This is a genomic window from Streptomyces sp. NPDC104202 (assembly GCF_055584185.1).
Map to the genome: position 1 here is coordinate 17,758 of NZ_JBVJMN010000073.1, position 19,858 is coordinate 37,615.

17 protein-coding genes are annotated in these 19,858 nt (G+C 75.8%); 10 read left to right on the forward strand and 7 right to left on the reverse strand.

The genetic code is table 11. From position 1 onward, the window contains the following. Positions 1 to 46: 46 nt before the first annotated feature. The 3 genes from ACZ60W_RS32625 to ACZ60W_RS32635 are packed head-to-tail and all read right to left on the reverse strand — an operon-like array spanning position 47 to position 2,342. The gene (locus ACZ60W_RS32625; RefSeq protein WP_469759010.1) at positions 47 to 910 is read right to left on the reverse strand and encodes a 5-oxoprolinase subunit C family protein; all 864 of its coding nucleotides are present in this window, start codon (positions 908 to 910) and stop codon (positions 47 to 49) included. Next, entirely contained in the window at positions 907 to 1,581 is a 675-nt protein-coding gene (locus ACZ60W_RS32630) for a 5-oxoprolinase subunit B family protein (RefSeq protein WP_469759011.1), read from the reverse strand. The genes ACZ60W_RS32625 and ACZ60W_RS32630 overlap by 4 nt, the downstream gene beginning before the upstream one ends. Beyond that, the gene (locus ACZ60W_RS32635; protein ID WP_469759012.1) at positions 1,578 to 2,342 is read right to left on the reverse strand and encodes a LamB/YcsF family protein; all 765 of its coding nucleotides are present in this window, start codon (positions 2,340 to 2,342) and stop codon (positions 1,578 to 1,580) included. Before ACZ60W_RS32635 ends, ACZ60W_RS32630 begins: the two co-directional genes overlap by 4 nt. Before the next feature lie 139 nt (positions 2,343 to 2,481). Between ACZ60W_RS32635 and ACZ60W_RS32640 the strand changes: the two genes are divergently transcribed. From ACZ60W_RS32640 to ACZ60W_RS32660, 5 genes are all read left to right on the forward strand, one after another. Beyond that, a complete protein-coding gene (locus tag ACZ60W_RS32640) occupies positions 2,482 to 3,201 on the forward strand; it encodes a GntR family transcriptional regulator (RefSeq protein ID WP_469759013.1) in 720 nt (239 codons plus the stop codon). Between the two features lie 101 nt (positions 3,202 to 3,302). Continuing rightward, positions 3,303 to 4,847, forward strand: coding sequence for a hypothetical protein (locus ACZ60W_RS32645; protein ID WP_469759014.1), 1,545 nt, complete (start codon positions 3,303 to 3,305; stop codon positions 4,845 to 4,847). Next, positions 4,844 to 5,638, forward strand: coding sequence for a hypothetical protein (locus ACZ60W_RS32650; protein WP_469759015.1), 795 nt, complete (start codon positions 4,844 to 4,846; stop codon positions 5,636 to 5,638). The genes ACZ60W_RS32645 and ACZ60W_RS32650 overlap by 4 nt, the downstream gene beginning before the upstream one ends. Beyond that, on the forward strand, positions 5,635 to 6,543 hold the full coding sequence (locus tag ACZ60W_RS32655; RefSeq protein ID WP_469759016.1) for a hypothetical protein: 909 nt from the start codon (positions 5,635 to 5,637) through the stop codon (positions 6,541 to 6,543). Before ACZ60W_RS32650 ends, ACZ60W_RS32655 begins: the two co-directional genes overlap by 4 nt. Positions 6,544 to 6,596: 53 nt before the next feature. Beyond that, positions 6,597 to 11,273: a hypothetical protein gene (locus ACZ60W_RS32660; protein ID WP_469759017.1), complete on the forward strand. Its 4,677-nt coding sequence runs from the start codon at positions 6,597 to 6,599 to the stop codon at positions 11,271 to 11,273. 94 nt (positions 11,274 to 11,367) lie between these two features. Here the strand turns inward: ACZ60W_RS32660 and ACZ60W_RS32665 are convergent, their stop codons facing one another. After that, positions 11,368 to 11,838 carry a hypothetical protein gene (locus ACZ60W_RS32665; protein ID WP_469759018.1) on the reverse strand — a complete coding sequence of 157 codons (471 nt, stop codon included), beginning with the start codon at positions 11,836 to 11,838 and terminating at the stop codon, positions 11,368 to 11,370. Between the two features lie 340 nt (positions 11,839 to 12,178). Here ACZ60W_RS32665 and ACZ60W_RS32670 point away from each other — a divergent pair, with 340 nt between their 5' ends. The 4 genes from ACZ60W_RS32670 to ACZ60W_RS32685 are packed head-to-tail and all read left to right on the forward strand — an operon-like array spanning position 12,179 to position 16,490. Next, positions 12,179 to 15,034 carry a nitrate- and nitrite sensing domain-containing protein gene (locus ACZ60W_RS32670; protein WP_469759019.1) on the forward strand — a complete coding sequence of 952 codons (2,856 nt, stop codon included), beginning with the start codon at positions 12,179 to 12,181 and terminating at the stop codon, positions 15,032 to 15,034. Further along, a complete protein-coding gene (locus tag ACZ60W_RS32675) occupies positions 15,031 to 15,468 on the forward strand; it encodes a roadblock/LC7 domain-containing protein (protein WP_116162089.1) in 438 nt (145 codons plus the stop codon). The genes ACZ60W_RS32670 and ACZ60W_RS32675 overlap by 4 nt, the downstream gene beginning before the upstream one ends. A gap of 10 nt (positions 15,469 to 15,478) precedes the next feature. Next, positions 15,479 to 15,904: a DUF742 domain-containing protein gene (locus tag ACZ60W_RS32680; protein WP_469759020.1), complete on the forward strand. Its 426-nt coding sequence runs from the start codon at positions 15,479 to 15,481 to the stop codon at positions 15,902 to 15,904. Then, complete coding sequence (locus tag ACZ60W_RS32685) at positions 15,885 to 16,490, forward strand: GTP-binding protein (RefSeq protein WP_469759021.1); 606 nt, start codon at positions 15,885 to 15,887, stop codon at positions 16,488 to 16,490. Before ACZ60W_RS32680 ends, ACZ60W_RS32685 begins: the two co-directional genes overlap by 20 nt. A gap of 73 nt (positions 16,491 to 16,563) precedes the next feature. Here ACZ60W_RS32685 and ACZ60W_RS32690 read toward each other — a convergent pair whose 3' ends face one another. The 3 genes from ACZ60W_RS32690 to ACZ60W_RS32700 all read right to left on the reverse strand — a co-directional run bounded on the left by ACZ60W_RS32690 (position 16,564) and on the right by ACZ60W_RS32700 (position 19,171). Next, the gene (locus tag ACZ60W_RS32690; RefSeq protein ID WP_469759025.1) at positions 16,564 to 17,721 is read right to left on the reverse strand and encodes a lipid-transfer protein; all 1,158 of its coding nucleotides are present in this window, start codon (positions 17,719 to 17,721) and stop codon (positions 16,564 to 16,566) included. A gap of 26 nt (positions 17,722 to 17,747) precedes the next feature. Next, entirely contained in the window at positions 17,748 to 18,269 is a 522-nt protein-coding gene (locus tag ACZ60W_RS32695; RefSeq protein WP_469759022.1) for a Zn-ribbon domain-containing OB-fold protein, read from the reverse strand. An 80-nt stretch (positions 18,270 to 18,349) separates the two neighbouring features. Next, a complete protein-coding gene (locus tag ACZ60W_RS32700) occupies positions 18,350 to 19,171 on the reverse strand; it encodes a M15 family metallopeptidase (protein WP_469759023.1) in 822 nt (273 codons plus the stop codon). Between the two features lie 58 nt (positions 19,172 to 19,229). On the opposite strand from ACZ60W_RS32700, the gene ACZ60W_RS32705 reads away from it, so the two are divergent. Next, positions 19,230 to 19,730 (forward strand): NUDIX domain-containing protein, encoded by a 501-nt coding sequence (locus tag ACZ60W_RS32705; protein WP_469759024.1) that lies wholly within the window; start codon positions 19,230 to 19,232, stop codon positions 19,728 to 19,730. Positions 19,731 to 19,858: the final 128 nt, after the last annotated feature.

The window sequence follows — 19,858 nt, forward strand, 5'->3', positions numbered from 1 at the left end:
CGGCCCGTCTCCCGTTTCCCCGGGCGCCCTCCGCGGCGGCCCGTCCTCACCGCACGGGCACGAACCGCACGGCCGTCCCCGGCACCGCCTGCGCCGCCGCGCCCAGATCGGACTCCCTGACGACCCCGACCACCGGATAGCCGCCGGTAGTCGGGTGGTCGGCGAGAAAAACCACGGGGCGCCCGTCCGGCGGCACCTGGACCGCGCCGAGCACCATGCCCTCGCTGGGCAGTTCACCCGGCCTCACCCGTTCCAGGGGCGGCCCGTCGAGCCGCAGTCCGATGCGGTTGGACGCCGGGGAGACCCGGTACGCGCGCGAGGCGAGGGCGCGGAGCGCGCCGGACGTGAACCAGTCGTCGCGCGGGCCGAGCCGCAGCCGCAGGACGAGCGTGTCCGGCGGGCCCGGCCAGGGAGGTGCGTCGACCGGCCCCCGCACGGCCGTCTCCGCCCCCAGCGGCAGGACCGTCCCGTCCGCCAGGGGGTCCGGTCCGAGTCCGGACAGCAGGTCCGTGGAGCGGCTCCCGAGCACCGGGTCGACCTCGATGCCGCCGCCGAGCGCCACGTACGCGCGTACCCCGCGCACGGCCGCGCCGATCTCCAGCACGGCCCCGGCCTCGACCCGGACCGCCGTCCCCCAGGCGGCGGGGCGCCCGTCCACGCGGACCGGGCACGGCGCGCCGCCCACCGCGACGGTCACCGCGCAGCGGGGCCGCAGCGCGCAGCCGCTGACGGTGGTCTCCAGCACCGCCGCCGTCCCGGCGTTGCCGACGAGCCGGTTGACGAGCCGGACGGCCGCCGGGTCGAGCGCGCCCGAACGGGGCACCCCGAGGTGCGCGTATCCCACCCGCCCCAGGTCCTGCACCGTGGTCAGGGCGCCCGCGCGGACCACGGCGACGGCGCGGTCGGTCATCGCCCCCGCTCCGCCCCGGCGCCCGCCGCGCACCCCGCCGGGCCGTCCACGGCCGTGAACCGGACCCGCGTGCCGGGGGAGAGGAGCGCCGCGGGATCGCGGGCGGTGTCCCAGAGCACCACGTCGGTGGTGCCGATCAGCTGCCAGCCACCGGGGGAGGAGCGGGGGTAGACGCCCGTGTACGGCCCCGCCAGGGCGACCGAACCGGCCGGGACGGCGGTGCGGGGCGTGGCCCGCCGCGGTACGCCGTGGCGCGCGCCGAGCCCGGTGAGGTAGCCGAAGCCCGGGGCGAACCCGCAGAACGCGACGCGGAACTCGGCGGCCGTGTGGATCCGGACCGCCTCCTCGACGGACACGCCCCACAGCGCGGCGACCTCCGCCAGATCGGGGCCGTCGTAGCGGACCGGTACCTCCACCGTCCCGCCCCCGCGCGCGGGGCGCGGTGCCACCTCCCAGCCGGGCAGTTCGGCGGCGAGCCGGTCCGGGTCGGCCACCCCGTCGAGCAGTACCGTCCGGGCGGCCGGCACGATCTCGCGCACCTCGGGCAGGGTGCCCGCCGCCCGTCGGCGCAGCAGTTCGGCGTGGAACGCCTCCGTCTGCTCGCCGCAGTCCAGCTCGACCAGGAGGGCCCGCTCGCCGACCCGGAGCGCCCGGAGGCCCCCGGCGCTCACGCGAACGCCTCCACGCGCACGCCGGAGCCCTCCAGGCGCTCGCGGACCCGCCGGGCGAGGCCGACCGCGCCCGGGGTGTCGCCGTGCAGGCAGAGCGACCGGGCCCGGACCGCGACGGAGCTGCCGCAGTGCGCGGTGACGACGCCGGACCGGGCCATGGCGACCGACCGTTCCACGACCTCGGACGGGTCGGTGACGACGGCTCCCTCCTGCCCCCGTGGCAGCAGGGAGCCGTCCGCCCGGTAGGCCCGGTCGCCGAACGCCTCCGGCACCACCGGCAGCCCCGCCCCGGCAGCGGCGTCGTGCAGCCGGGACCCGGGAAGGCCGAGGACCGGCAGCGTCCGGTCGGCGAGCAGCACCCCTTCGACGACCGCCGCGGCCTGCTCCTCGTCGTGGACCACGCGGTTGTACAGCGCGCCGTGCGGCTTCACGTACGCGACCCGCGAACCCGCCGCCCGCGCGAACACCTCCAGGGCACCGATCTGGTAGGCCACCTCGGCGGACAGCTCCGCCGCCGGGACGTCCATCGAGCGCCGCCCGAAGCCGGCGAGGTCCCGGTAGGAGACCTGGGCCCCGATCCGCACCCCGCGCGCGACCGCCAGTTCGCACACCCGCCGCATGGTGGCCGCGTCCCCGGCGTGGAAGCCGCAGGCCACGTTCGCGCTCGTCACGACGGACAGCAGCTGTTCGTCGTCGGTCAGCGTCCAGCGGCCGAAGCCCTCGCCGAGGTCCGCGTTGAGGTCGATCGTCGCCGTGGCCATGTCCGTGGGCCCCTTTCCCGAGGAGGTCCGGTCGCCGTCAAAATAGAGGATCGTTGAACGATCCAACAAGAGTCGTGTTGTCGACCGCCCCGCTCCTGGGGTTGACTCGGCCCCGGACACGAGGAAGGGACGGGGCGCCGTGGACGTGAGGGAAGCCGCCGAAGCCGGGGGCCTGGCGGACGACCGCGCCCTGCTCGGGCGGACGAGCACGGCCGAGCGGGTCGCCGACATCCTGCGGACCCGGATCGCGGAGGGCTACTTCGCGCCCGGCACCCGGCTCTCCGAGGACTCCATCGGCGGCGCCCTCGGTGTGTCCCGCAACACACTCCGCGAGGCGTTCCGGCTCCTCACCCACGAACGCCTGCTCGTCCACGAGCTCAACCGGGGCGTCTTCGTCCGGGTCCTCGCCGTGGGTGACGTGGACGACATCTACCGCACGCGCAGGCTCGTCGAGTGCGCCGTCGTCCGCGGCCTCGGGCAGCCGCCCTTCCCCCTGGACGGCCTCGCCGTCGCCGTCGCTGCCGGTGAGGCCGCGGCCCGCGCGGCCGACTGGAACGCCGTCTCCACGGCCAACATCCACTTCCACCGCGAACTCGTCGCCCTCGCGGCCAGCGCCCGCACCGACGAACTCATGCGCGGCGTCCTGGCCGAACTCCGCCTCGCCTTCCACGTCGTCGACGACCCCCGCGCCCTCCACGAGCCCTACCTCGTGCGGAACCGGGAGATCCTCGACGCCCTGCGGGCCGGCGAGCGGGGCACGGCCGAACGGCTCCTCGCCCGCTACCTCGACGACTCCCGCACCCGCGTCACGGCCGCGTACGCCCGGGCCGTGGACGCCCCGGCGGGCTCCGCCGGCTGACCGGCGGGCCCCGCGGGGACCTCGTCGGCCACCCCTCCGGGACCCCGGTCGCATCTGCGCCGTTTCGACCGTTGTCAGGTCGAGGACCTAATCTGTCCACCGTGACTTCGCCTGCCTCGACGGACCTCGTTCCGCCCCAGCTCAGCGCGGGGCCGCGGCCCGCGCAGGGCCCGGCCGCCGACGAAGGGCTCGCGCGGCGCCTCCGCGCGCTCGCGTGCACCGCGCCGCTGCACGACCTCGACGCGCGCAAGGCCAACCTGGCCGGCGAGTACACGGTCTACGCCATGGCCGAGGTGGCCCTCGCGGCGATCGACCTGATCACGCTCAACATGGACTTCGACACCGGCGCCGACCACGAGCAGATCGTCGCCCGGCTGCTGCCCCGCGTCGCCGCCCAGGCCCCCGCCCGCCCCGCCGCCGAGCACGAGCGCGTGGCCCGCTGGGTCCTGGAGAACCTCATCAACGTCGGCAGCGTCGACCGCGGCTTCCGCGCGGTCTACGGCACCTTCGGGACCGACGGGGTCTACGTCCGCAGGGACTACGACTTCAAGCTCATCGAGGAGGTCCCGGGCTACGGTGGCGGCGTCTACCTCCGCACCACCGACGAGGCGGTGAACGTGCTCGTCGGAGCCCTCGACACCGACGTCACCAGTGCCCAGATCGCCGCCGAGGTGAAGCTGGAGGTCCTCATCAACCGGGGCCGCCTGGCCGACGCCCAGCTCGCCGCCGAGCAGGCGCGCTACCGCACCGTGCAGTACGCCGAACTCCTGCGCAGGACCCTGGAGGCGACCCGGCGCAACGTCCGCGCGGTGGACTGGCTCCACACCGTCCCCGACATGATCGCCGAGGCGCTCGACCACGTCGCCGACCGCTACCGCCACGAGAACGCGATCCTCACCAACATCCGCAAGGCCCGCGACGAGGCCGAGGCCGCCACCGACGCGAAGACGGCCGAGCACAAGCGTCGCGCCGCCGAGCTCGTCGACATAGTGAAGGACTGCATCCGGCGCCACACCCAGCTGCAGTCCCGCCTCCTGGAGGCGGGACCCCTCTTCCGCGCCGAGCAGGACCGGCAGGCGTTCGCCGCCCCCGCGATGTACACCGGCCTCGACCTGTACGGCCAGCTGGTCGCCCCGGTCCTGCCGCTCCCCGTCGAGCAGGCCACCCGGGTCACCGACGCGTTCTTCGCCCGCGGCACCGGGCTGCGCACCCCCGCCTCCGTCCGCCTCGGCGACCTCGTCGACCTCCTGCTGACCCCGCCGGTGGAGCGCGAGCACCTCGGCGCGGAGATGCCCGAGCCCGACCTCATCGCCACCCCCGACGACTCCCGCTTCAGCGAGGAGCAGCTCGCGAGCGCGCAGCGCCTGCTCGACCTGGAGCACGACGCCCCGCGCAGGCTCTCCGGACTCCTCGCCGACGCCCGCCGCCTCGACCCGGACCTGCCCTACCTCGTCGCCCTCCTCGCCGTGCACGCGGCGAGCCCCCCGGTCGGCACCGCCTACCGGCAGGGCGAGGAGCGGCTCCTCTTCGCCGTCGACGACGGCACCCCCCTCGACGACCCCGAGTTCGGCGGCGCCGACCTCGTCGTCGGTACGGCCCTGCTCGACGCCGTGGGCATGGCCGCCGACCGCACGGAGGCCTCGTGACCCTCGCCCCGCAGGCTCCGGCCGGCCCCACCGGCCCCGTCGCCGTCCCTCCGGCCCGCACGGAGCCGGCCGACCCCGCCGCCGTACCCGAGGGCTCCGCCGCACCGGAGGCCGGCCAGGACGCGCCGCCCGCCGCCGTACCTGTCGCCACCGTCGTGGCGGAGGCAGACCCGGAACCGGTGCCCGCCGTCGTGTCCGACGCCGCTCCGGAACCGGTGCCCGCCCCGGCACCCCGGACCGATCCGGAGCCCGAGGGCGTCCCGGTACCGACGACCGCACCCGCGTCCGTCGTGGTGGTCGTGCCGCTGACCGTGCCCGATGCCGTCCCCGCGCCCGCCACGGCGCCGGAGAGCACGCCCGGGCGCGCCACCGTGCCCGCGCCCGCCACTCCTCCGGAACGGCCCGCGGCGCCCGCGCCCGCGAGCCCTGCGCCCGCGAACCCCGCGCCCGCGGGTCCGCGGCTGCGCCCCGTGCTCGTGGAGCCGCCGGCCGTCGGCCGGGGCGAGGCCGAGGGCCGGCCGCGGCGGGAGCCCGGCGCGGACGAGGAGCCCGGTCCGGGCACCGCGACGCGGCCGAGGTTCGGGACCGTGGCGATGCCCTCGCGCGGCGCCCCGGCACGGCACCGGGACCCGCTCCCGTCCGTGCGGGCCGTGCGGCTGACGGACGAGCCGTCCGAGCCCGCCGACCGCCCCGCGCCGCCCGCGTCCGTCACCCCCGTCCCGCTGCCCGTGCCCCGACCCGGCACCGGCGCCGTCCCCACCGAGAGCGTCACCGAGGAGCCCCAGCCGTGAGCGAAACCCACGCCGAGTACGCCGACGCGTGGAGCGAGCAGGAGCCCCCGCAGCCCCCGGCACCCTCCACGTCCGGCCCGTCCGCCGTCACCCCGGCCGACGCCGCGGACGCGGCCCGGCTCGTCTCCTTCGGGCTCCAGCCGAAGCTGCTGCCGGCCCGCGACGCCGAGTACACCGAGCTGCTCCGCCGCTACCGCGAGGACTCCGCCTTCGCCCGGCTCGCCGACGCCGTCGCCACCGGGCTCGGCCTGGTCGTCCTCGAAGTGTCCCCGCGCGCGGGGATGGCCGTCACCGCCGACGAGGACTCCGTCTTCGCCGTCCGGATGGGCGACTACGCCCGCCGCGCCTCCACGGACTCCGCCGACCGGTTCCTGCACGGCCTGGCCCACCTGGCCGTCGCCGCGATGGCCTTCCCCCGCCCCGAGGACCTCGCCGACGACGCGTACATCGGCCGTCTCACCGTCAACGGCGTCGACGCGTTCGTCCGCCAGGCGTGCCTGCGCCTGGAGCAGCGCGCCGAGGAGGAGGGGGAGAACACGGACCCGGCGTCCGACGCGCCCGGCCTGGAGGCCGCCTGGCGGATCTACGCGCGCCGGAGCGCCACCGGCGCCACCAAGGACGCCCGCAGGCTCGCCGGTTCCACCACCGGCATCGTCGGCAAGGCCGCCGCGTTCCTCACCGACTCCGGTTTCCTCCAGCGCACCGGCGACGAGGGCGGCGGCTCCTACCGGACCACCGCCCGCTACCAGCTCCAGGTGCGCGACATGGCCGGCTCCGCCGCCATGGCCGAGCTCCTGGAACTCGGCGTCGTCCCCGTCAGCGACGGCTCCGCGACGCTCGTCCCGCCGCCCCAGGGCGACGACCTGGAGCTCGCCGCCGACGCGGGCCTCCCGTTCCACTCCTAGCACCGCCCGCCCCGCCGCGTAACCGACCTTCCCCAGCACGAGAGTCCCTCGCCATGTACGAGCTGTCCCGGGTCCGCCTCTACTCGATCGGCCCCGCCGGTGCGCGCTACGCCGACACCGTCCTGGACCTGCGCGGGGTCGGCGCGCCCGTGCCCCATCCCGCCCCCACCCAGGCGGAGTTCTTCGAGGAGGAGCCGGTCGGCCCGCCGCGCCGCCCGGCGCCCGCGGGCGTGCTGTTCCTGGAGAACGGCGGCGGCAAGTCCGTCCTCCTGAAGCTGATCTTCTCGGTCATGCTCCCGGGCCACCGCAACACCCTCGGCGGCGCCAGCTCCGGCGTGCTGCGCAAGTTCCTCCTCGCCGACGACTGCGGCCACGTCGCCCTGGAGTGGCAGCACACCCTCACCGGCGAGCTCGTCGTCGTCGGCAAGGCCAGCGAGTGGCGCGGCCGCCAGGTCTCCAACGACCCCCGGAAGTTCGCCGAGGCCTGGTACTCCTTCCGGCCCGGCCCCGGACTCAGCCTGGACAACCTCCCCGTCGCCGAGGCGACCTCGGTGCGGCCGCCCGTCGAGGGTGCCTCCGGCGCGAGCGGCCGCCGCCGCACCATGAAGGGCTTCCGCGACGCGCTGACCGAGGCCGGCAAGGCGTACCCCCACCTGGAGGTGGTCTGGGAGGAGATCCACGACCGCTGGAACGAGCACCTCGGCGAGCTCGGCCTCGACCCCGAACTCTTCCGCTACCAGCGCGAGATGAACGCCGACGAGGGCGAGGCCGCCGGACTGTTCGCGGTCAAGAAGGACTCCGACTTCACCGACCTGCTGCTGCGCGCGGTCACCGACACGCGGGACACCGACGGCCTCGCGGACCTCGTCGGCGGCTTCGGCAACAAGCTGGGCCGCCGCGCCGAGCTGACCGCCGAGCGCGACTTCACCGCGGGCTCCGTGGACCTCCTCGGCCGGATCGTCGAGGCCGCCGGGACCCGGTCCCACGCGCGCGAGGTCCACGCCGGCGCCGAGCGGCGCACCCGTACCCTCGCCCGCCGGCTCTCCGGCCGCGCCGCCGAGGAGCGGGGCCGCGCGGCCGAGCTGGCCCAGCAGGTCACCTCCGCCGCCCACGCCGTCGACGAGGCCGGCTCCGCACGCGGCCGCAGCTCCCTCATCGCCGCCGAACTCGCCTACCGGCACGCCTCGCTGGCCCTGACGGCCGCCGAGAAGGGCGCCGCCGCCCAGCGCCGCGAGCTCACCGACGCCCGCACCCTGCACTCCGCCTGGCAGGCCGCCGAGGCGGTCCTCCGCCACCGTGCCGCCGGCGACCGGTCCGCGCGCGTGGCGGCCGCCATCCGTGAGGCCGAGCGGGACGCCGCCCCGGCCCTCGCCGCCCGTGCCAAGGCCGCCGCCGACCTCGTCCGGGCCCTCGCGGCCGCCGCCGAGGAGGGCGAGCGCCGGGCGGCGGAGGAGGAGGAACGCTCCACCGCCCTCCAGGAGGTCGGCGAGACCGCCCACCGCGACGCCACCGCCGCCGCCACCGAGGCCCAGCGGGCCCGCAGCGAGGCCGGTCACCTGCGCCAGCGGCTCGCCGAGGTCGAGCAGGAGACCACCGAGGCCGTACGGGCCGGCTGGCTCGACGACACCGCGCCCGACGCCGACCCGGCCCGGGCGGCCCTCGCCGCCAGCGACGCCGAGAAGAGCACGGTGGCCGCGTGGGACACGGCCCGCGAGGCCGCCCGTGCGGCGACCGACCGCGCGCGTGAGGCCGCCGGAGCCGAATCCCGCGCCGAACTCGCCGCCGCCCGCGCCGCCGACGCCGCCGAGGCCGCGGGGAACGCCTACGACGCCGAGCGCCGCGCCGCCGAGTCCCTCGCCGCGGAGGAGCGCCTCGCCGAACTGCTGAGCCTCCCGGCCGGGAACTCCGGCCTCCCGGCCGGCGGGTCGCCGCTCCCGGGCCAGCGGGCCGCCGCGCCGGCCGACCCGGACGACGCCCCCGCACCGCAGGGCACCCCCCAGGGCCCCCTCACCGTCACCGAGTTCGACCGGTACGCCGACGAACTGCGCACCATGCTCGACCAGGCCGTGGGCTCCGCCGAGCGGCAGCTGTTCGACCTGCGCACCGCCGCCGCCGACGACTCCCGCATCCTCGGCGCCCTCGGCGACGGCGGCCTGCTGCCGCCCGGTCCCGACGTCCTCGCCACCGTCGAGTACCTCGGCGAGCACGGCATCCCCGCGCTCCCCGGCTGGCGCTACCTGGCGCAGGCCGTGGACCCCGCCGACCACGCCCGCGTGCTCGCGGCCCGCCCCGAGCTCGTCGACGGCGTCGTCATCACCGACCCCGTCTCCTACGGGCGCGCCCGCGAGGTCCTCGGCTCCGCCGCCCTGCTGCCCCGCTCCGCCGTTGCCGTCGGCACCGCCGCCGCCCTGCTCGCCCCCGTCCCCGCGCAGGAGGCGGCCGGGGACACCGGCGTCTTCCTCGTCCCGCCGAACCCGGCCATGCATGACGAGCTCGCGGCCGACGAGGAACGCCACGCCTTGCGCGCCCGCGCCGCCGCCCGCGACGAGGAGATCCGCGCCCTCGCCGCCCGGCTCGCCGCCGACCGGGCCCTCGCCGCCCGCATCGGCGCCTGGCGCGCCGACTGCCCGCCCGGGATGCTCGCCGAGCTCGCCGCCGTGGCCGCCACCGCCCGCGAGACCGCCGAGGCCGCCGCCGCGACGCTCGACGAGGCCCGCGCCGTCCGCACCGAGGCCGACGAGACCGCCGCCGAGGCGACCCAGGTCAGGGACGAGCGCCAGGAGGCCGCCCAGCGCGCCCGCCGGGCCGCCGACGCCCTCGCCGGCCTGGCGTTCCGCCTGCGCGAGCGGTCCGCCTGGCAGGCCAAGCTCCGCGAGCTCGCCGACGACGCCACCGAGTCCGAGGCCCGCGCCCAGACGTGCCTGGAGCGCGCCCGGGCCGCCGACGAGGACCGCCGCGCGACCCAGCGGACCGCGGACGACGCGCACCGCACCGCCCGCGCCCTGCGCGCCGAGCGCGCCGAGATCGCCGGTGCCTTCGACACCCTGCCGGAGGAGGACCCGGCCGCGCCGCGTACCGCCCTGCCCACCCTCCGCGAGGCGTACCGGGCCGCGTCCCAGCTGTACGAGAAGGTCGGCGTCGGCGCCGACCTGCGCGCCGAGCAGGCCCGCGCCGAGAGCGACGAGTCCGCCGCCCTCGCCGAGCTCGACCGGCTCACCAACAAGGTCCGCACCCGCGCCGAGCAGCTCCTGGAGTCCACGGACGGCGCCGACGGCCCGTCCCGGCAGGCCGCCGCCGCGCGCGCGGAGTCGCTGGTCCAGATGCTGGAGACCCGCGCCTCGGAGGCGAGTGAGAAGCTGGGCCGGCTCCGAGGCGAGGCCGAGCGCCTGGCGCCCGAGGACGGCGAGGCCCACACCGAGCTGCCCGAGGACCTCGTCCCGGCCGACGCCGAGCGGGCGCAGGCCCTGCTCCGCACCGCCACCACCGAACTCGCCCTGCGCACCGACGCCCTGGAATCGGCCCGCGCCGCCCACTCCGGGCTGCTGCGCGACCACCGGGCAGCCGAGGACGCCGCGGGCGGCTTCGACGAGACGGCCGCCCTCCTGCGGGACCTGCTGCGCGACCACGCGGAGGAGGAGCGGGACGAGCCCGAGGCGTACCGCGGCACCCTGGAGGAGGCCCGTACGGTCGCGGCCGAGGCGCGGCGCTCGCTGCGCGGCTGCACGGCCGAGCTGTCCGCGGCCGACGCCGCCGTGCGCGAGGCGAGCGACATCCTCGTCCGGCACGCCAACTCCACCCGCTACGAGCAGGTCCGCACCCCGGCCCGCCAGCAGATCCGCGAGCTGCCCGCGTCCGCGCTGCCCGAGCACGCCGCCAAGTGGGCCGAGGCGTTCGCGCCGCGGCTGCGGGTCCTCACCGACGAGCTGGCGCAGCTGGAGCGCAACCGCGACTCGATCGTGGACCGGCTGCGCGGCCTCGTGGAGTCCTCGCTGGCGACCCTCCGCTCCGCCCAGCGGCTCTCCCGGCTCCCCGAGGGCCTCGGCGAGTGGTCCGGGCAGGAGTTCCTCCGGATCCGCTTCGAGGAGCCCGACCAGGCCACCCTCGCGGAGCGGCTCGGCGAGGTCGTCGACGAGGCCACCCGTGCCGCCGTCAAGAAGAACTCCGACCTGCGACGCGACGGGATGTCCCTGCTGCTCAGGGGCGTCCAGGCGGCTCTGGAGCCCAAGGGCGTCTCCGTCGAGATCCTCAAGCCGGACGCCGTGCTGCGCGCCGAGCGGGTGCCGGTCGGGCAGATGGGCGACGTCTTCTCCGGCGGTCAGCTGCTCACCGCGGCGATCGCCCTGTACTGCACGATGGCCGCGCTCCGCTCCAACGACCGGGGCCGCGACAAGCACCGCCACGCGGGCACGCTGTTCCTCGACAACCCGATCGGCCGCGCCAACGCCACGTACCTGCTCGAACTCCAGCGGGCCGTCTCCGACGCGCTCGGCGTCCAGCTCCTCTACACGACGGGCCTGTTCGACACGACCGCGCTGGCCGAGTTCCCTCTGGTGATCCGGCTGCGCAACGACGCCGACCTGCGGGCCGGCCTGAAGTACATCAGCGTGGAGGAGCACCTGCGTCCGGGGCTTCCGCAGCTTGCCGCCGAGGGGGAGACCATCCACGGCGAGATCACGGCGACGCGGATGTTCCGCCGCCACCCGTCCGACGACCCGGCGCCGGCGGCCTGACGGACGGTCCGGCTTCCCGACGCCCGGAGCGCCGACGGCGGAGCGGCCCGGCCCCCTGGGGGGCCGGGCCGCTCCGCCGTACCGCGCCGAAGGCTCAGGCGGCCTCGGGCATCGTCGCGGTCTCCGACCGCTCCTCCTCGCGCCGCTCACGGCGCAGCGAGCGCGCCGTGCTGCTGGGCTCGGAGACCACGCCGTTGCGCTGTCGCCACACCTGACGGGTGATCCACACGTCGAGGACACTCCAGGTGGCCACGACCGTGGAGGCGACCGCCCCGATGGTCATCGGAAAGGCCAGCCACGCGCCGGAGACCGTGCACAGGAAGGCCACCACCGCCTGGACCAGCGTCACCGAGGTGATCATCACCGCCCGTACGGCGGCGTTCCGGACCGGATCGGGCATGCGCTGCCGGCCCTTCGCGTCCTCGACCCACAGCTGACGCGCCGACCGCGCCTCGTGTTCCATTGTTCCGTCACTCCCCACCGCACCGCTGAAAGACCTCTGGGTCGTCTGCCCGTTGTGAGCGCCTTTACGCGGACAGAACCCTCCCCGTACGTATTGACGCACAGGAGAGGGAAAAGGTTTCGCCCGCCCCCGGTGCCACACGAGTCGATCGCGAACGGAACGCACACTTCCAGCCATCTGCGCAGACGGGAGAAATGGCACCCCATCAGGTGTCCTACGCCACAGTGCCCCAACCCAACTCCCTGAATACCAGGACAAGTCATGATCAACGCTCACTCGACAGGCTGAAAATCGCGCGGACGTGCCTTCGAGATGGCCGTGATGCAGTAGTAGGCTCGCGCCGCCGTTTGTTTGAATCCGAAGGTTGACGCCGCGTGTTGACGCCGGACGTCACGAACGTGAAGGACCTCCGTGGCGCGCGGGGGCCGAGCAGGGGGAGGCCATGCGCTTTCGCGGGAAGTCCATCCGCCGGAAGATCGTGGCGTTGCTCCTCGTACCGCTCGTCTCCCTCACCGGACTCTGGGGCTTCGCCACCGTCCTCACCGGACGCGAGGCCGACCAGCTGCTCGACGTCGGCTACATCGTCGACAAGGTCGGCTACCCCCTGGAGGACACCGCCCGGGTCATCCAGCTCGAACGGCGGCAGTCGCTCATCTACCTCGCCGACCCGCGCGGTTCCGAGGCGCTCCCCGCGCTCACCGACACCCGCCGCGCCACCGACCGGCAGATCGCCCGCATCCGGGCCAACGCGGCCGACCCCGGCGTACGGGAGGAGATGCGGCCCGTCACGGCCCAGCGCCTCAACTCCCTCCTCGAAGCCCTCGACGGCCTCGCCTCGCTGCGCCGCTCCGTGGAGAAGCGCAACATCGGCCGCATGCAGGCCCTGGAGTTCTACAACCGGCTCGTCGACCCCTGCTACAGCTTCCTCATCACCCTGCACGCCCTCGAGAACGTCGAGATGGACAAGCAGGGCCGCGCCCTCGTCGGCGTGACCCGCGCCCGCGAACTCCTCTCCCGCGAGGACGCCCTCGTCCTCTCCGCGCTCGTCGCCGACCGCGTGACCGTGCAGGAGATCCGCGCGATATCCAACCTCGTCGCCAACCGCGAGCAGTTCTACGAGGTGAACCTCGAACTCCTGCCCGCCGCCGAGCGCGAGCACTTCGAGAAGTTCTGGCGCAGCCCCGACACGCAGCCGCTGCGCACCGCCGAGGCCGCCATCATCGAGGAGGGCCCCACCGACAGCCCGCGGGCCGTCACCGCCGCGCACTGGCAGGACCAGGCGAGTCCGGTCCTCGACGAACTCGCCCGCGAGAACACCGCCGCCGGCGACCGCTACCAGGACCGCGTCCAGCCCGCCGCGTACAGCGTCCTGCTCAAGGTCGGCGTCGCCGGCGTCCTCGGCTTCCTCGCCCTGCTCGCCTCCATCGTCATCTCCGTCCGCATCGGCCGCGAACTCGTCCGCGACCTGCGGCGCCTCCAGAAGGAGGCCCAGGAGGTCTCCGGGGTGCGCCTGCCCAGCGTGATGCGGCGCCTCGCCGCCGGCGAACAGGTCGACGTCGGCACCGAGGTGCCCCACCTGCGGTACGGGGAGGACGAGGTCGGCCAGGTCGGCCAAGCCCTCAACACCCTCCAGCGCGCCGCGGTCGAGGCCGCCGTCAAGCAGGCCGACATGCGACGCGGCGTCTCCGACGTCTTCGTCAACCTCGCCCGCCGCAACCAGGTCCTCCTGCACCGCCAGCTCACCCTCCTCGACACGATGGAGCGGCGCACCGAGGACACCGACGAACTGGCCGACCTCTTCCGCCTCGACCACCTCACCACCCGCATGCGCCGGCACGCCGAGGGCCTCGTCATCCTGTCCGGCGCCGCCCCCTCCCGGCAGTGGCGCAAGCCCGTCCAGCTCATGGACGTCGTCCGCGCGGCCGTCGCCGAGGTCGAGGACTACGAGCGGATCGAGGTGCGCCGCCTGCCCCGCCTCGGCGTGGGCGGCCCGGCCGTCGCCGACCTCACCCACCTCATCGCCGAACTCCTGGAGAACGCCACGGTGTTCTCGCCGCCGCACACCGCCGTGCAGGTGCTCGGCGAGCGGGTCGCGAACGGCTTCACCCTGGAGATCCACGACCGCGGCCTCGGGATGAACCCCGACGCCCTCCTCGACGCCAACCTGCGCCTCGCGGAGACCCCCGAGTTCGAGCTCTCCGACACCGACCGCCTCGGGCTCTTCGTGGTCAGCCGGCTCGCCCAGCGCCAGAACGTCCGCGTCTCCCTCCAGACCTCGCCGTACGGCGGCACCACCGCGGTGGTGTTCATCCCGGCCGCGCTGCTCACGGACGCCCCCGAGACCCAGGGCGCCGGTTTCCGGCTGGACCGCACCTCGCTGGAGCGCACCGACCGTCCCGACGACGACGGCGCCGCCGACACCGGCACCCTGCCCACCCGCCGCCCGGCCCTCGCCCGCGTCCCCGACGTGACCGAGGCGCCCGGACCCCTGGACGGCCCCGTCGAGCTGGAGGCCCCGCTCGGCAGCGACGACTTCGACGTCCTCCTGGACCGCTCGGCGGACCTGCTGGACAGCGACAGCGAGCGCGGCGGCCTCTTCCGGCCCCGGGACCGGCGCCGCGGCGGCCTCGCGCCCGCGAACGAGCAGCACCAGCAGACCCCGGACCAGACGACCGCCCGCGGCGAGCAGGACGCGCCCGCCGACTCCGGCGCCCCCGTCCCGCTGCCGCGCCGGCGCACCCCGACGCTGGTCGTCGACCACGGCCGCCGCGTCGACGAGCCGCACCGCGCGCGCCCCGGCGAGGACGCGGAACGGGCCCGCCCGCTCCCCGAGCGCGCCCACCCGCTGCCCGGCCGCGCCTACCCCGCCCCCGGCCGCTCCTCGGAGGGCGCGGGCGGCCCCGGGAGCCACACCCACGGCGCCGGGCAGATCGCCCGCGGCGCCGGGCACGACGATCCGGCCGGCCCGCCGCGGAGCACCGGCCCGACTCTCGTCCCCGTCCCCCCGGGCGGCCCCGTGCCGACCGGGGACGCCGACCCGTTCGGCGGTCTGCCCCGCCGCGTACGCCAGGCGAACCTCGCGCCCCAGCTGCGCGAGGCCGAGCGCCGGGCAGCCCGCGGAACGGCGGCGGGCCCGGCGGCCGGGGACGAGACGCCCGATTCCTTCGAGCGCGACGCCGAGGAGGTACGCGCGCGCATGGCCGCCATGCAGCGGGGCTGGCAGCGCGGCCGACGCGACGGCGCCGACCACGACGACCCGACAGCACCAGGAACGACACCCGAGGGGGACGGTCGATGACCGCACCGAACGCCGCAGCACCCAGCACCACCTCCGGAAACGGCGAGCTGAACTGGCTCCTCGACGAGCTGGTCCAGCGCGTCGGGTCGATCCGGAAGGCCCTGGTGCTCTCCAGCGACGGCCTCCCCACCGGCGCCTCCCAGGAGCTGACGCGGGAGGACGGCGAGCACCTGGCCGCCGTCGCCTCGGGCTTCCACAGCCTCGCCAAGGGCGTCGGCCGTCACTTCGAGGCGGGCAAGGTCCGCCAGACGGTCGTCGAGCTGGAGGACGCCTTCCTCTTCGTCACGGCCGCCGGAGACGGCAGCTGCCTGGCCGTGCTGGCGGACGCCGACTCCGACGTCGGCCAGGTCGCCTACGAGATGACGCTGATGGTGAAGCGGGTCGGGGCCCACCTCACCACGGCCCCCCGGACCGGACTGCCCTCGGGAGGGTGAGTGGGACGGCATGAGTGACGCACCCGAAGCCGGCCTGCCGGGGGAGGCCCGGACGCCCGGTCCCCACCACTGGTTCGACGACGAGGCGGGGCCCGTCGTCCGTCCGTACGCGATGACCCGCGGCCGGACGAGCGCCGCCACCCGCCACCGTCTCGACCTGATCGCGGTGGTCGTCCCCGAACCGGCCGCGGACGATCCCGGCCGGGACCAGACGCTCTCCCCGGAACACGTGGAGATCGTCGAACGCTGCTCCGAGCAGCCCCAGTCGATCGCCGAGCTCGCCGCCGGCCTCGACCTCCCCGTCGGGGTGGTCCGGGTGCTGGTCGGGGATCTCGTCGAGGACGAACTCGTCCACGTGACCCGCCCCGTTCCGCCGGCCGAGCTGCCGGACGTGAGCATTCTTCGCGAGGTGATCAATGGCCTTCGGGCGCTCTAGCCGCAAGAGGTCCTTCGTCGAGCCGGTGACCCTGAAGATCCTCGTCGCGGGCGGGTTCGGGGTCGGCAAGACGACGCTCGTCGGCGCCGTCAGCGAGATCCGGCCCCTGCGGACCGAGGAGGTCCTCAGCGAGGCGGGGCGTCCGGTGGACGACCTGCACGGCGTCGAGGCCAAGACGACCACCACGGTCGCCATGGACTTCGGCCGGATCACCCTGCGCGAGGATCTCGTCCTGTACCTGTTCGGCACGCCCGGCCAGGACCGTTTCTGGTTCCTGTGGGACGAGCTGGCGCAGGGGGCCCTGGGCGCGGTCGTCCTCGCGGACACCCGGCGCCTGGAGGACAGCTTCGCGGCCATCGACTACTTCGAGCGGCGCGGCATCCCGTTCACGGTGGCCGTCAACTGCTTCGAGGGCGCGCGCCGGTTCCCCGCCGAGAGCGTGCGCGGGGCGCTCGACCTCGACCCCGAGGTGGAGCTCCTGATGTGCGACGCCCGCGACCGCGAGTCGGTCAAGAACGTCCTGGTGGCGGTCGTGGAGCACGCCCTCGTGCTGGCCGACCGCAGCCACGCGGCCGTCTCGACCTGACCGGACGCGTGCCAGGGACGCCTCGGGGCCCCGCGCACGGCGGCCCCGGCGTCCCGTGGACACCGGGGGCGCGTCAGCGCACGGCCACGACCGCCGACCCGTGCCCGAACAGGCCCTGGTTGGCGGTGATGCCTACCCGCGCCCCGGGCACCTGCCGGTCGCCGGCCGTGCCCCGCAGCTGCCAGGTGAGTTCGCAGACCTGGGCGATCGCCTGCGCCGGCACGGCCTCCCCGAACGAGGCGAGCCCTCCGCTGGTGTTGACGGGAAGCCGCCCCCCGAGCGCGGTCGCGCCCTCCCGGAGCAGCTTGGCGCCCTCCCCCGCCGGGCAGAGCCCGATGTCCTCGTACCACTCCAGCTCCAGGGCGGTGGACAGGTCGTAGACCTCGGCGAGGGAGAGGTCCTCCGGGCCGATCCCCGCCTCCTCGTACGCGGCGCGCGCGATCGAGGCGCGGAAGGCGTGCGCCGAGGGGGCGACGGCGGCGGCGGAGTCGGTCGCGATGTCGGGGAGGTCGAGCACGGTCCTGGGGTAGGCGGGCGAGACGGTGGACACCGCCCGCACCCGCACCGGGTCGGGACGCCCGTGCCGCCGTGCGAACTCCATGCTGGACAGCACGAGCGCGGCGCCGCCGTCGGAGGTGGCGCAGATGTCCAGAAGGCGCAGCGGATCGGCGACGACGGCGGAGGCGGCGACCTCCTCGGCGGTCACCGGCTTGCGGTAGCGGGCGAGCGGGTTGAGCGCGCCCGCCGCCGCGTTCTTCACCTTCACCTGGGCGAAGTCCTCGGCGGTGTCGCCGTACAGGGCCATGCGGCGGCGCGCGAAGAGCCCGAAGTAGGCGGGGTTGGTCGCACCGAGAACGCGGAAGCGCAGCCAGTCCGGGTCGTCGGGGCGGTCGCCGCCCGCCGGGGCGAAGAAGCCCTTCGGCGTCGAGTCCGCGCCCACGACCAGGACGACGTCCGCCAGGCCCGCGAGGATCTGGGCCCGCGCGGTCGCGACGGCCTGGGCGCCCGAGGCGCACGCGGCGTACACGCTGGCGACCCGCGCGCCCTGCCACCCGAGGGCCTGGGCGAAGGTCGCCCCGGCCACGTATCCCGGATAGCCGCAGCGCATCGTGTCCGCGCCCACGACCGAGCCCACGTCGCGCCAGTCCAGACCGGCGTCGGCGAGCGCGGCGCGGGCGGCGGCCGTGCCGTAGGAGACGAAGCTCCGCCCCCACTTGCCCCACGGATGCATCCCGGCGCCGAGTACGGCGATGTCGTTCACGACCGCTCCTCCCCGTCGGCGCGGCGCCCGCGCCCGGCGGACTCGCCCGCGTACGGCTCCCGTGCCCCGTCCCGCACCGGCCGCCAGTTCCAGGTCGTCCAGACGTGCCGCTCGTCCTCGTCGAGGACGCCGGGCACCACCTCGACCTCCGCGCCCACGGCCAGGTCGGCCGTGGTCACCCCGGGCGCCGCCTGCCCGAGCACCACCATCGCCTCGGCCGCCAGCTCGACCGCGACCAGGGTGTACGGCTCCCAGGGCGCGTCGGGGTCGGAGACGTAGGGGGCGGGCGGGCGGTACCGGCCGTCGGTGTACGACCAGACCCGGCCGCGCGGCGAGAGCGGGACCTCGGCCAGCTCGCCGCCCCCGGGACAGCCGGGGTTGCGGCACCAGCCGTCCTCGCGGGGGAAGAAGACCGACGCGCACGCCGTGCAGCGGGTGCCGAGCAGGCGGAACTCCGCCTCCGGCACGGTGTCGTCGGTGAACCAGCCGTCCACCACCGGTCTGCGCGTCCGCGCCATCGATGCCTCCCGTACCACCGGTCACCACTGATCTGACGAAGCGTCAGAAGTGTGCCACGGGAGGCACCGCCGGGGAAGACTCAGTGGCCGGCCACCGACCGCCGCGCGACCGGGAAGTCGAAGTACGTCGACGGGAACGGCTCCGGCCTGAACGTGAAGTGCCACCACTCCTCGGGCAGGTTCGCGAACCCCTCCCCGCCCAGCACCCCCTTGAGCAGCTGCCGGTTCGCCCGCTGGGCCCCCTGGATCCGCGGGTCGTCGATGTGCGAGCGCGTGTCGAAGCAGTCGTACCCGGTCCCCATGTCCACGGAGTTGTCCGGGAACCGCTCCTCCTCCGGTCCGTAGCACTCCACCAGTCGCTCGCCCGGCACGTACGCGCGCGTGGGCACCGCCGGCAGCCGCACGATCGTCAGGTCCACCGTCGAGCCCCGGCTGTGCCCGGACTTCTCGGCGATGTAACCGTCGGCGAACAGCCTCGACTTGTCGACCAGCGGATAGAACTCGCCCTTCATGCGCGTGTCCGCGAGGTCCTCGGCCCAGCGCACGAAGTGGTCCACGGCCCGCTGGGGGCGGTAGCAGTCGTAGACCTTGAGCGTGTACCCCCGGGCCAGCAGCCGCACCTGCGCCCGGTGCAGCGCCTCGGCCGCCGGACGGGTCAGGATGCACAAGGGCTGCCGGTAGCCGTCGATCCGCTCGCCCACGAAGTTGTGCTCCGTCGTGTAGCGCATCTCCTGGACGATGGACCGGTCCACCGCGCTCAGCGCCACGAACTCCGGCGGGGCCTTCGGCTCCGGGGCGGCCGACGCCGGGGGAGCGGGTGCGACGACCGTGCCCGAGAGGGCGCACAGTCCGGCGGCGGCGAGGACGGCGAGGACGCGGGCGGCGGAGGAGAGTCGACTCATGCGCCCCGTCTACCAGTTCCGGCAGCGCCGGGAAAGGGACATCGCATACGGTCGGCCCGTGAAGGACTCCCACTGCTCCTCCTGCGGCGCGGCCCAGCCGGCCGACGCCGGCTGGCCCCGCACCTGTCCGGCCTGCGGAGCCACCGCCTACCGCAACCCGCTGCCCGTCGCCGTCGCCCTCCTCCCCGTCACCGACGGCCGGGGCACCGGCCTCGTCGTCATCACCCGCACCATCGAACCCCAGCGCGGCGGCGTCGCCCTGCCCGGCGGCTTCATCGACCACACCGAGGACTGGCGCGCCGCCGTCGCCCGCGAACTCCGCGAGGAGACCGGCATCCCGGCCGACGCCGCCGACGTCCGCCTCGCCGACGCCCTCAGCTCCCCGGGCGGCCACCTCCTCCTCTTCGGCCTGCTGCCCAGCCGCCCCGCCGACACCCTCCCGCCCTCCGTCCCCACGGACGAGACCAGCGGACACCACGTCCTGCGCGCACCCGCCGCACTCGCCTTCCCCCTCCACACGGAGGCCGTACGGAAGTGGTTCGCGGGGGAGTACGGCTGAGCCGCCGGGGGGGGGGGGGGGGGGGGGGGGGGGGGGGGGGGGGGGGGGGGGGGGGGGGGGGGGGGGGGGGGGGGGGGGGGGGGGGAGCGGAAAGGGAAAAGAGGGCGGACAGAACCACCCCGCCCGCT